At 68.6% G+C, this 12,930-nt stretch carries 7 protein-coding genes; 3 read left to right on the forward strand and 4 right to left on the reverse strand.

Annotated elements, in window-relative coordinates; all coding sequences use genetic code 11:
- On the reverse strand, positions 1-898 hold an 898-nt coding region (gene hemW, locus G5C60_RS44900), incomplete at its 3' end, for a radical SAM family heme chaperone HemW (RefSeq protein WP_165269036.1).
- A gap of 57 nt (positions 899-955) precedes the next feature.
- On the reverse strand, positions 956-2,872 hold the full coding sequence (locus tag G5C60_RS44905; protein ID WP_165269038.1) for an ATP-binding SpoIIE family protein phosphatase: 1,917 nt from the start codon (positions 2,870-2,872) through the stop codon (positions 956-958).
- Positions 2,873-3,082: 210 nt separating this feature from the next.
- Between G5C60_RS44905 and G5C60_RS44910 the strand changes: the two genes are divergently transcribed.
- Complete coding sequence (locus G5C60_RS44910; protein ID WP_165269040.1) at positions 3,083-7,120, forward strand: HAMP domain-containing protein; 4,038 nt, start codon at positions 3,083-3,085, stop codon at positions 7,118-7,120.
- 17 nt (positions 7,121-7,137) lie between these two features.
- A complete protein-coding gene (locus G5C60_RS44915; RefSeq protein WP_165269042.1) occupies positions 7,138-7,713 on the forward strand; it encodes a response regulator in 576 nt (191 codons plus the stop codon).
- Positions 7,714-7,933: 220 nt separating this feature from the next.
- On the opposite strand, the gene G5C60_RS44920 is transcribed toward G5C60_RS44915, so the two are convergent.
- Positions 7,934-9,820, reverse strand: coding sequence for an AMP-binding protein (locus G5C60_RS44920; protein ID WP_165269044.1), 1,887 nt, complete (start codon positions 9,818-9,820; stop codon positions 7,934-7,936).
- Between the two features lie 278 nt (positions 9,821-10,098).
- Positions 10,099-11,967 (reverse strand): translation elongation factor 4, encoded by a 1,869-nt coding sequence (gene lepA / locus G5C60_RS44925; protein WP_165269046.1) that lies wholly within the window; start codon positions 11,965-11,967, stop codon positions 10,099-10,101.
- 260 nt (positions 11,968-12,227) lie between these two features.
- On the opposite strand from lepA, the gene rpsT reads away from it, so the two are divergent.
- On the forward strand, positions 12,228-12,494 hold the full coding sequence (gene rpsT, locus G5C60_RS44930) for a 30S ribosomal protein S20 (RefSeq protein WP_165269048.1): 267 nt from the start codon (positions 12,228-12,230) through the stop codon (positions 12,492-12,494).
- Positions 12,495-12,930 lie beyond the last annotated feature (436 nt).

The following is a 12,930-nucleotide window of genomic DNA, read 5'->3' on the forward strand; positions in this document are numbered from 1 at the left end:
CCCCCCACCAGTCGGCCCCCCGCCAGTACAGCTCGTTGTGCAGGCACCGCCCGGCGGCCGACGTGGCCCAGTTCGACACCTCGTACCAGTCGAAGCCCGCCCCCGACAGCACCTCGTCCGCGATCAGGTACCGGTCCGCATGGACGTCGTCGTCCGTCATCGGGACCTCGCCTCTGCGGATACGGCGGGCCAGCTGCGTCCCTTCCTCGACGATCAGCGCGTACGCGGAGACGTGGTCGGGACCCGCGCTCAGAGCCGCGTCCAGCGAAGCCCGCCAGTCGTCGTCCGACTCCCCCGGCGTGCCGTAGATCAGGTCCAGGTTCACATGCTCGAAGCCCGCCGCCCGCGCCTCGGCGACGCATGCCTCGGGGCGCCCCGGAGTGTGCGTACGGTCGAGCACCTTCAGCACATGCTGCCGGGCGCTCTGCATCCCGAACGAGACCCGGTTGAAGCCTCCGGCCCGCAGCGCGGCCAGATAGCCCGGATCCACCGATTCCGGGTTCGCCTCCGTGGTGATCTCCGCGTCCTCCGCGAGCCCGAACTCGTCACGGATCGCCCCCAGCATCCGTACGAGATCTTCGGCGGCCAGCAGCGTGGGCGTACCGCCGCCGACGAAGACCGTCCGTACCGGACGGGGGTCGTCGCCCAGGACCTTGCGGGCCAGGCGGACCTCGTCGATCAGGGTCGACGCGTAGTTGTCGCGGGAGGCGAGCACGCCTCCGCTGCCCCGCAGCTCGGTCGCGGTGTACGTGTTGAAGTCGCAGTACCCGCAGCGCGTCGCGCAGTACGGCACATGAAGATAGAACCCGAGGGGGCGCGAGGCCGCGCCCGCCAGGGCGTGCGCGGGCAGCGTCCCGTCGTCGGGGACGGGCTCACCGTCGGGAAGTGCGGAAGGCATGCCTTCCATTGTCCCGTACGCGCACGCGTGCCCCGGCCTGGTGCTCGCAAGCCCCACCTACTCCGCCTGCAGCACCAACAGCGCAAGATCGTCCTCCGGCGGCTTCGGGCCGAACTCGTGGACCAGACGCCGGATCCGCTCGGCGATCAGTTCGGCGCTCAGGCCGGCGCAGCCGCTGAGGACGGTCGCGAGACCCTCGGCGTCGTCGAACTGCCGCGCTCCGCTGCGCCGCTCCGTCACGCCGTCCGTGACACAGAGGAGGCTGTCGCCGGTGCGCAGCTCGAAGGTCTCGCACGTGTACGTCGCGTCCTCGAAGACGCCGAGGAGGGTCTGCGGCTGCGCCACCTCGCTCACCACCGTGCCGCAGGGTTCCAGGACCAGGGGCAGCGGATGCCCGGCGGAGGCGACGGTGCAGTGCACACCGCCTTCGAAGGGGACCAGCTCGCCGTACAGAAGGGAGAGGAACCGGTGCTGCGGGCCCTCGTCGGCGAGGCCCTGGCCGCCGGCCGCCACCAGGGCCCGGGCGGCGGCGTCCGAGGTCTCGGTGGCGTCGTCGAGGAGCAGCTGGTTGAGGCGGTCGAGGACGTCGGGCACCTGGTAGCCCTCGCGGGCAAGCAGCCGCAGCCAGGGCCGGGCGAGGCCGATGACGACGGCGGCCTCGGGCCCCTTGCCCTGGACGTCGCCGAGCGCGAAGCACCAGCGTCCGTCCCCGGCCGGGAACAGGTCGTAGAAGTCACCGCTCGGTCCGCCCTTGTCGCACGGTTCGTAGACGAGCGCGCTGCGTACGCCGGGTATTTCGGCGACCGCCCCGGGCAGCAGACCGCGTTGCAGTACGCGGCTGATGGTGGCCTGGCGCGCGTACTGCCGGGCCGCCCCGATGGCGAGCGAGACCCGGCGGCTGAGGTCTTCGACGAGCCCGGTGATCTCGTCGGGGAAGCGGATGAGCCCGGCCCGTCCGATGACGAGCGTGCCGAGCGGCCGTCCGCCCGCGATCAGCCGGTACGCGAGTGCCGTCCCGCTGGCGGCGCGCGCATCGAGCGCCTCGCCGGGCCAGGGCATGGGGACGGGTCCGGAGCGTGCCGATTCGGGCAGTCGCGGCGGGTCCTTCTCCAGGAGCAGGCGCAGTTCCTCTATGCGGTTCTCGCTGCCGTGCCATACGCGGGCGAGCCGTGGCCCGCCGACGACGCCCCCGTCGGAGCGGGCCGCGGCCTCGTCCTCCAGCCACACCGCGCACCAGTCGGCGAGCCGCGGCACGAGCAGCTGCCCGGTGAGCGCCGCGACCAGGTCCTCGTCGAGCTGTCCGGCCAGCAGGTCGGAGGCCTCGGCGAGAAAGCAGAGGGCACCGCGGTTGAGCCACTCCTGGTCCTGTACCGGCACGCTGCGCCTGGGCGCCGGGGCGAGGATCTCGGCGGCCCGCAGTCCGCGCCGCAGGGCGTGCTCACCGGCGTACGCCTCCGGCTCCGCCGTCTCCTCGACGGCCGCGACCCCGTCGACGGGCAGCCGCGCCCACACGGTCTTGGTGCCGGTGCGGTAGGTGATCCCCCAGGCCTCGGAGAGCGCGGAGACGAGCCGCAGACCGCGCCCGTACTCGACGGTGTCGTGCGGCCGTTCGACACCGTCGTCGCGCAGCACGCGCGCGGGGTGGTGGTCGGCGACCTCGACGACGAGGACGCCGGCCGGGCTCTCGCAGTGGTCCTGCGAACCGTCTTCGAGCCGTGTCTCCAGCTCTACGTCCGTGCCGGCGTGCACGACCGCGTTGGTGACGAGTTCGCTGACGGCGACCACGGCGTCGTCGACGAGGCGGTCGGTGATGAACTCGGCGCCGGGCAGGGCGAGATCGGTCCACTCCGCGAGCGCGGTGCGGACGAAGCGGCGGGCGGCTCCCGGCGCGAGAGGGTTGCCCGGCAGCGACGTACGCGCGGTCGGGCGCGGGCGCGCAGGCGTACGCGCAGGCGTATCTGTAGCACGGGACATGGTCTCCCGTCGCGTTGGTGTGGCCCCCACTGAGCGGCTCCTGAGCAGTTCGGTCGAATAGGCCTCAGGCGGCAGCGACAGAGTGACAGACTGACGGCGCCCATAAGCGCCGAGTTACCGAAGTGGGCCAGCATGAGTGAGAACAGTGCTACGCGTGTGCTCGAAGACGGACAGATTCGGGCATCAGATCTGCGTCCTCTGCTCGCCGCCATGACCGCTGCCCGGGACGGTGACTTCACGAAGGTGCCGGAGTCGGGTCAGGGCCTGGTGGCCGAGCTCAACACGGTGTTCAACCAGATCATGAGCCGTGACGCCCACTTCAACTCCGAGGTGCAGCGCGTCCGTCGGGAGCTGGTGCGCCACGGCCGGCTCGACGAGCGGCTCTCCGCGAGCCCGGGTCAGGGCCAGTGGACGACCCGGATCGACGATGTGAACCAGCTGCTGGACGCCCTGGTGGCGCCCGCGGCGAACGCGACACGCGTCCTGGACGCGGTAGCCGGCGGCGATCTGACCCAGCGGGTGGACCTGCACGACGGTAACCGTCAACTCCGGGGCGATCTGCGCCGGTTGGGCCGGGCCGTCAACAAGATGGTCGACCAGCTGTCCCTCTTCACCGGCGAAGTCACCCGCGTCGCCCGCGAGGTCGGCACGGAAGGGCGGCTTGGGGGTCGCGCCAAGGTGACGGGCCTGTCGGGGAGTTGGCGGGACGTGACGGAGGCCGTCAACACGATGGCGTCCCGGCTGACCGCCCAGGTGCGGGACATCGCCCTCGTCACGACGGCCGTGGCCCAGGGTGACCTGACCCGCACGGTGACCGTCGAGGCGACCGGCGAACTGCTCGAACTGAAGCTGACCGTGAACACGATGGTCGACCAGCTCTCCGCCTTCGCCGACGAGGTGACCCGGGTGGCCCGCGAGGTGGGCACGGAGGGCCAGTTGGGCGGTCGGGCACAAGTACGCGGTGTGTCAGGGGTCTGGAAGGACCTCACCGACAACGTCAACTTCATGGCGTCGAACCTGACTTCACAGGTCCGCAATATCGCCCAGGTGACTACGGCCGTGGCCAACGGCGACCTGAGCCAGAAGATCACGGTCGCCGCGCAGGGCGAGATCCTCGAACTGAAGTCGACGATCAACACGATGGTCGACCAGCTCTCCGCCTTCGCCGACGAAGTCACCCGCGTCGCCCGCGAGGTCGGCACCGAGGGCAACCTGGGAGGCCGCGCTCAGGTCCGTGGCGTATCGGGGGTCTGGAAAGACCTCACCGACAACGTCAACTTCATGGCCGACAACCTCACTTCGCAGGTACGGAACATCGCGCTGGTCTCCACCGCCGTCGCCCAGGGCGACCTCGGCAAGAAGATCACGGTGGAGGCGAAGGGCGAGATCCTGGAGCTGAAGTCGACGATCAACACGATGGTGGACCAGCTCTCCGCCTTCGCCGACGAGGTGACCCGCGTGGCCCGCGAGGTCGGCACCGAGGGGAACCTGGGAGGTCAGGCCCAGGTCCGTGGCGTATCGGGGGTCTGGAAAGACCTCACCGACAACGTCAACTTCATGGCCCTGAACCTCACTTCGCAGGTGCGGAACATCGCCCAGGTGACGACGGCGGTCGCGAACGGCGACCTCTCCAAGAAGATCACCGTCGACGCCCGCGGCGAGATCCTCGAACTCAAGGACACCGTCAACACGATGGTGGAGCAGCTGCGCGCCTTCGCCGACGAGGTGACCCGGGTGGCCCGGGAGGTCGGCACGGACGGGCGGCTCGGCGGCCGTGCCCAGGTGCTCGGCGTCTCCGGCGTCTGGAAGGACCTCACCGACAACGTCAACTACATGGCGGACAACCTGACCTCGCAGGTCAGCAATATCGCCCAGGTCGCCACGGCGGTGGCGCAGGGCGACCTGTCGAAGAAGATCGACGTGGACGCGCGCGGCGAGATCCTCGAACTGAAGACGACCATCAACACGATGGTGGACACGCTGTCCTCCTTCTCGTCCGAGGTCACACGTGTGGCCCGCGAGGTGGGCTCCGAGGGCCAGCTCGGCGGCCAGGCCCGGGTCGAGGGCGTGTACGGCACCTGGAAGCGTCTGACGACGAACGTGAACGAGCTGGCGTCGAACCTGACCACCCAGGTGCGCGCCATCGCCGAGGTGGCCTCCGCGGTGGCCCAGGGCGACATGTCCCGCTCCATCACGGTGGAGGCGCGCGGCGAGGTCGCCGAGCTGAAGGACAACATCAATCTGATGGTGGCCAACCTGCGCGAGACCACCCGGGCGAAGGACTGGCTGGAGTCGAACCTGGCCCGCCTCGCCGCCCTCATGCAGGGCCACCGCGACCTCATGGAGGTCGCCGACCTGCTTCTGCGTGAGCTGACGCCGCTGGTGAACGCCCAGTACGGCGCCTTCTTCCTGGCCGACCCGGAGGAGGACGGCGCCTCGCTGCACACGTCCGTGCCCGCCAAGGGACTCGCCTTCATCGCCGGGTACGGATCGGCCCAGGCGGCGACCGTCGACACGGGCACCATGCCGGTCCACGGCCTGGTGCGGCAGGCCGCCCGCGAGAAGAAGCGGATCCTCGTCGAGGAGGCCCCGCCGGACTACATCAAGATCAACAGCGGGCTCGGCGAGGCGGCCCCCACCAGCGTCGTCATCATCCCGATCCTCTTCGAGGACAAGCTCCTCGGCGTGATCGAGCTGGCGTCCTTCTCCCGCTTCTCCGACGTGCACCTCGCGTTCTTCGACCAGTTCGTGAACACCATCGCCGTCGCGATCAACACCATCATCGCCAACTCCCGCACGGAGTCACTGCTGGGCCAGTCTCAGCGCCTTGCCACCCAGCTCCAGGAGCGCTCCGACGAACTCCAGCGCCAGCAGGCCGAGTTGCAGCGCTCGAACGCCGAACTGGAGGAGAAGGCCGCGCTGCTGGCGACCTCATCGCAGTACAAGTCGGAGTTCCTGGCGAACATGTCGCACGAGCTGCGTACGCCGCTGAACTCCCTCCTCATCCTGGCCCGCCTCCTCTCCGACAACCCGGACGGTCATCTCTCCGACCAGGAGGTGCAGTTCGCGAGCACGATCCACCGCTCGGGCTCCGACCTCCTCCAGCTGATCAACGACATCCTCGACCTGTCGAAGATCGAGGCCGGCCGGATGGACGTACGCCCGAAGCGGCTGCCGCTGATCAAACTGCTCGACTACGTCCACGCCACGTTCCGGCCGCTCACGCTGGACCGGGGGCTCGCCTTCGAGGTGGCGGTCGGCGAGGACGTACCGCGCGAGATGTACTCGGACGAGCAGCGGCTCCAGCAGATCCTGCGCAATCTGCTGTCCAACGCGATCAAGTTCACCGCGAGCGGCCGGGTCGAGCTGCGCGTCAACCGCGTCAGGGACCCCGACCACCGCTACACGCGCGGCGACCACGACGAGGTGATCGCCTTCGCGGTCTCCGACACCGGCATCGGTATCGCGGCGGAGAAACTCCCGGTGATCTTCGAGGCGTTCCAGCAGGCCGACGGCACCACCAACCGCAAGTACGGCGGCACGGGCCTCGGCCTGTCCATCAGCCGGGAGATCGCCAGACTGCTCGGCGGCCACATCATGGCCGAGAGCGAGCCCGGCAAGGGTTCCACCTTCACGCTGTACGTCCCTGCCGTCAGCCCCGGGCACCCGGCGACGGGGCCCGCTCCCGAGGAGCACCCGGCGCCCGTGCCCGAGCAGCTGACCACCGAGGCGCACACCGTTCAGGACACGGAGGACACCTGGCCCACGCCCACCAAGCTGGAGGCGTGGAAGTCGGGCCGGGCAGGTCAACTCCTGCCGGGACGCCGGGTGCTGATCGTGGACGACGACATCCGCAACGTCTTCGCGCTCACGCACGTACTGGGCCGGGTCGGCATGCCCGTCCTGTACGCGGAGAACGGGCGCGAGGGCATCGAGACCCTGGAGCGCAATCCCGACGTCGAACTCGTCCTGATGGACATCATGATGCCGGAGATGGATGGTTATGAGACCATCGCCGCCATCCGCCGCACCCCACGCTGGGCCGGGCTTCCCATCGTCGCCCTCACCGCCAAGGCGATGCCGGGCGACCGCGAGAAGTCCATCGCGCGCGGTGCCAACGACTACGTACCCAAGCCGGTGGACGTCGATCAGCTGCTGACCGTCGTCTGCACGCTCCTGGATCCAGAAGACAGCGCGGATCCGGCGGGGCGCGGTGAGACCGAAGTCGCCCCGCCGCCGACCGAATGAGGCAGGCACTCATCACCATGAGCATTACTGAGGCAACGACCGACGAGCGCGCCAACATCCTCCTCGTGGACGACATGGAGGACAACCTGATCGCGCTGGAGGCCGTCCTGGGGTCCCTCAACGAGCCGCTCGTACGCGCCCGTTCGGGCGAGGAGGCGATGAAGCAGCTGCTGCGGCAACGGTTCGCCGTCGTGCTGCTCGACATCCGCATGCCGGGTATGGACGGTTTCGAGACCGCCGCGAACATCAAGCGGCTCGACCAGACCAAGGACGTCCCGATCATCTTCCTGACGGGCACGGACGCCGACGCGGGCTATGCCTTCCGCGGCTACGCCACCGGCGCCGCCGACTACCTCACCAAGCCCTTCGACCCCTGGGTCCTGCGCGCCAAGGTCACGGTCTTCCTGGACCTCCACCGCAAGAACCGCCAACTGGAACGAATGCTGGCACAACAGCGGGCCCACGGCGCACAAATAAACGCCCGCCTGGACACGCTGGAGAAACAACTGGCGGAGGATTCCCCGGACTTGAATCAGCTGCGCGCGCAGGTCCGAGAACTCCGGACACTGGTAACGGGAAACGGCGCCTCGTAGGGCCCTGAAGGGGCGCCCCGAGGGGGCGCCCCTTCAGGGGCGCGGGGCTGTATCAATTTGCGACTCCGCCGCGTGGGCGCGACCAGCCACATACGGCCCGCGGCAGGGCGCGGGGGCGCCGCAGGGCCGCGCCCCGTAAGGGGCGCGGGGAACTGCGCGACCAGCCACATACGGCCCGCAGCCAACAGCCGACCCGCAGTCCCCCCTCTCTCGAGAGGCGCTACGCCTCTCGAGAGCCCGAGTACATCTCATCGATCAGATGCTTGTACTCCCGCTCAACAACCGGCCGCTTCAGCTTGAGGCTGGGCGTCAGTTCGCCGTGCTCGATGTCGAGGTCGCGCGGCAGAAGCTTGAACTTCTTGATGGTCTGCCAGCGCTGAAGACCTTCGTTGAGCTGCTTGACGTACCCGTCGATGAGCTCGACCGTGGCCGGCGCGGCGACGACCTCCGCGTACGACTTGCCCTCCATGCCGTTCTCCTTGGCCCAGTCGAGAATCGACGGCTCGTCGAGGGCGATGAGGGCGGTGCAGAAGTTCCGGTCGGCGCCGTGGACGAGGATGTTGGAGACGTACGGGCAGACCGCCTTGAACTGTCCCTCGACCTCGGCGGGCGCGATGTACTTGCCGCCGGACGTCTTGATGAGGTCCTTCTTGCGGTCGGTGATGCGGAGGTAGCCGTCCGGGGACAGCTCGCCGATGTCACCGGTGTGGAACCAGCCGTCCGCCTCCAGGACCTCGGCGGTCTTCTCGGGCAGCTTGTGGTAGCCCTCCATGATGCCGGGCCCGCGCAGCAGGATCTCGCCGTCGTCCGCGATGCGCACCTCGCAGCCGGGCAGCGGCTTGCCGACCGTCCCCGTGCGGTACGCCTCGCCCGGGTTCACGAAGGAGGCGGCGGACGACTCCGTCAGTCCGTAGCCCTCCAGGATGTGCACGCCGGCGCCGGCGAAGAAGTAGCCGATCTCGGGTGCGAGCGCGGCCGATCCGGAGACGCAGGCGCGCAGCCGCCCGCCGAAGGCCTCGCGCAGCTTGGAGTACACGAGCGCGTCGGCGACCTTGTGCTTGGCGCCGAGCCCGAAGGGCACGGAGGCCGTACCGGTCCTGCGGAAGTTGTCCTGGCTGACCTTCGCGTACTCGCGCGCGACCTCCGCCGCCCACTGGAAGATCTTGTACTTGGCCCCGCCGCCGGCCCGCGCCTTCGCCGCGACGCCGTTGTAGACCTTCTCGAAGATGCGGGGCACGGCCGCCATGTACGTCGGCTGCACCACGGGCAGATTCTCGATGATCTTGTCCACGCGGCCGTCGACGGCGGTGACGTGCCCGACCTCGATCTGCCCGGACGTGAGCACCTTGCCGAAGACGTGCGCGAGCGGCAGCCACAGGTACTGCACGTCCTCGCCGCTGATCAGCCCGGTCGCGGCGATGGCCTTCGCCATGTACGCCCAGTTGTCGTGCGGCAGCCGGACGCCCTTGGGGCGGCCTGTGGTGCCCGAGGTGTAGATGAGCGTGGCGAGCTGGTCAGAGGTGATCGCGCCGACCTTCTCCTTGATCAGGTCGGGGTTCTTCTCCAGGAAGGCGGCGCCGCGCTTCTCCAGTTCGGAGAGGGTGAGCACCCAGTCGCCCTCGTCCTGGGAGGAGTCCACGCCGGTGCCGTCGATGACGACGACATGGCTGAGCTCGGGCAGCTCCGCCCGCTTCTCACGTGCCTTGGCGAGCTGCGCCGCGTCCTCCGCGATCAGGATCTTGCTCTCGGAGTCGGAGAGGATGAAGGCCGACTCCTCGGCGTTCGTCTGCGGGTACACGGTCGTCGTCGCCGCCCCCGCACACATGATGCCGAGGTCGGCGAGGACCCATTCGACCCGGGTGGAGGAGGCGAGCGCGACGCGCTGCTCCGGCTGGACACCCAGTTCGATCAGGCCGGCTGAGATGGCGTAGACCCGCTCGGCGGCCTGCGCCCAGCTCAGGGACTTCCAGTCGTCGGGGCCTTCGCCCGACGCGGGAGGTACGGGGTAACGGTAGGCCTCGGCGTCCGGTGTGGCCGCCACGCGCTCCAGGAAGAGGGCCGCCACGGACGGCGGACGGTTCTCGATCAGGGTTTGTGTGTCGCTCACGACATCCTCCGGGCCCGCGACAATGTGCGGCTGGCTCTTTGTGGCTTTGGCGTCACTCGCGACCGTTGTTTAACTCGCGAGTAACTATCGAGTGGTGATCAGAGTAGAGCCCGACTCCCCGGTGCGTAAGGGGCGGCGAGCTGTCACTTGCTACAAAGACTCCTACGCAGAGCGACCCTACGCATGCGTACGGGCCCGTCGCGCCGAAACGCGACGAGCCCGCATTCTTCCCGAGTTTCCAGGGGTAACACTGGTCAGCTTCCCCGGAATGACGACTGCTACTTCTTGCCCTTGCCGGAACCCGCGTTCTCCTCGCTGGACAGCACCGCGATGAAAGCCTCTTGCGGAACCTCCACAGAGCCCACCATCTTCATCCGCTTCTTGCCTTCCTTCTGCTTCTCCAGCAGCTTCCGCTTACGGGAGATGTCACCGCCGTAGCACTTGGCGAGGACGTCCTTGCGGATGGCGCGGATGGTCTCGCGGGCGATGACCCGGGAGCCGATGGCCGCCTGGATGGGCACCTCGAAGGCCTGCCGCGGGATCAGCTCGCGCAGCTTGGCGACAAGCCGGACGCCGTACGCGTACGCCTGGTCCTTGTGGGTGATCGCGGAGAACGCGTCCACCTTGTCGCCGTGCAGCAGGATGTCGACCTTGACGAGGCTGGACGTCTGCTCGCCGGTGGGCTCGTAGTCGAGGGAGGCGTAGCCGCGGGTCTTGGACTTCAGCTGGTCGAAGAAGTCGAAGACGATCTCCGCGAGCGGCAGCGTGTAGCGGATCTCGACGCGGTCCTCGGAGAGGTAGTCCATGCCGAGGAGGGTGCCGCGGCGGCTCTGGCAGAGCTCCATGATCGAGCCGATGAACTCGGAGGGCGCGAGGATCGTGGCGCGTACGACCGGCTCGTACACCTCACTGATCTTCCCCTCGGGGAACTCGCTCGGGTTCGTCACCGTGTGCTCGGTGCCGTCCTCCATGAGAACGCGGTAGACCACGTTCGGCGCGGTGGCGATGAGGTCGAGGCCGAACTCGCGCTCCAGCCGCTCCCGGATCACGTCCAGGTGCAGCAGCCCGAGGAAGCCGACGCGGAAACCGAAGCCGAGGGCGGCGGAGGTCTCCGGCTCGTAGACGAGCGCGGCGTCATTGAGCTGAAGCTTGTCGAGGGCGTCGCGCAGCTCGGGGTAGTCGGAGCCGTCGAGGGGATAGAGACCGGAGAACACCATCGGCTTGGGTTCCTTGTACCCGCCGAGGGCTTCGACGGCGCCCTTGTGCAGGCTGGTGATCGTGTCACCGACCTTGGACTGCCGGACGTCCTTCACACCGGTGATGATGTAGCCGACCTCGCCGACGCCGAGCCCGTCGGCGGCGAGCATCTCGGGCGAGTTCGTCCCGATCTCGAGCAGCTCGTGGGTGGCGTTGGTGGACATCATCCGGATCCGCTCGCGCTTGTTGAGCTGCCCGTCGATGACTCGTACGTACGTCACGACGCCGCGGTAGGAGTCGTAGACGGAGTCGAAGATCATGGCGCGCGCCGGGGCGTCCTCGACGCCCACGGGTGCGGGGACCTCGGCGACGACCTTGTCGAGCAGCGCCTCGACACCGAGACCGGTCTTCGCGGAGACCTTGAGAACGTCGCCGGGGTCGCATCCGATGAGGTGGGCGAGCTCGTCGGCGAACTTCTCGGGCTGCGCGGCGGGCAGATCGATCTTGTTCAGTACGGGGATGATCGTGAGGTCGTTCTCCATCGCCAGGTAGAGATTGGCGAGGGTCTGGGCCTCGATGCCCTGGGCGGCGTCGACGAGGAGGATGGTCCCCTCACAGGCGGCGAGCGACCGCGAGACCTCGTAGGTGAAGTCGACGTGCCCCGGGGTGTCGATCATGTTGAGGATGTGCGTGTTGCCGGGGGCGTGGGTGGGAGCCCACGGCAGCCGCACCGCCTGGGACTTGATCGTGATGCCACGCTCGCGCTCGATGTCCATGCGGTCGAGATACTGAGCACGCATCTGCCGCTGCTCGACCACTCCGGTCAGCTGGAGCATCCGGTCGGCGAGCGTGGACTTGCCGTGGTCGATGTGCGCGATGATGCAGAAATTGCGGATCAGAGCCGGGTCGGTACGGCTCGGCTTCGGCACATTGTTAGGGGTCGCGGGCACGCAGGGTCCTGATTCTTGAGATATCCGCAGGGGTCAGCGGCTCGGGTCGGATCGATACGTAGGTTCCATGGTCCCACGGGCGGGGACCGGCGACGGGTTTGGGCCGGTAGGACTGCGGCTGCTAATCTGGGCAGCTGTGTCTCGTGCCCTCTCTGCAGGAGGCACTTACGGCTCCGCCGGGTCACCGGTGGGCCACTCGAAGATCAATCACCGGCGCGTGAGGCTGGCCCTCGCGTGCCTGAACCTGAAAAGGCTCATTCGTGGCGAACATCAAGTCCCAGATCAAGCGGATCAAGACCAACGAGAAGGCCCGGCTGCGCAACAAGGCCGTCAAGTCTTCGCTGAAGACCGCGATCCGCAAGGCCCGTGAGGCCGCTGCCGCGGGTGACGTCGAGAAGGCCACCGTTGCCGCGCGCGAGGCCGCGCGCAAGCTCGACAAGGCCGCCTCGAAGGGCGTCATCCACAAGAACCAGGCCGCCAACAAGAAGTCGGCGCTTGCTTCCCAGGTCGCTTCCCTCAAGGGCTGACCCTCTGCGTGAGGTACTTGGCTCTGCTGCCGGGTACCCGCTTGATACGACCGCCGGAAGGACCTGAGCGGGCCCTCTCTCTTCCGCTCCCGACCGGCACCCCGGGTTCCATGCGCGGCCTGCGTTCGCCACGCGGGCATGGACCCACCGGCTTAGACCGAAGGCCCCGCTTCTCGCCCTTCCCCAGGGTGAGAAGCGGGGCCTTCGGCTTTGGCTTGGCGGCGATGGGCTTCCATGTTTCGGGACCTGGTGGGCGCGCCCCTAAAGGGGCGCGGGGCTGTGTCAATTTGCGGCTCCGCCGCGCGGGCGCGACCAGCCACAAACAACCCGCAGCCGCCCACGAACCAAACCCACCACCCCCGTAGGCGCCCTAACCCCGTCGGGACCGTGCCGCGCGGGCAATCGCAACAACCGCCTTCTCGAGGGCGTACTCGGG

Source organism: Streptomyces scabichelini (genome assembly GCF_011045015.1).
In the GTDB taxonomy this organism is placed as follows: Bacteria; Actinomycetota; Actinomycetes; order Streptomycetales; family Streptomycetaceae; genus Streptomyces; species Streptomyces scabichelini.

What these genes read in the sequence shown, in the direction of transcription:
- G5C60_RS44905 (WP_165269038.1), bottom strand. Translation starts at nt 2,872, where the DNA reads ATGTCCCGTGCTACAGATACGCCTGCGCGTACGCCTGCGCGCCCGCGC.
- G5C60_RS44910 (WP_165269040.1), top strand. Translation starts at nt 3,083, where the DNA reads ATGACCGCTGCCCGGGACGGTGACTTCACGAAGGTGCCGGAGTCGGGT.
- G5C60_RS44915 (WP_165269042.1), top strand. Translation starts at nt 7,138, where the DNA reads ATGAGCATTACTGAGGCAACGACCGACGAGCGCGCCAACATCCTCCTC.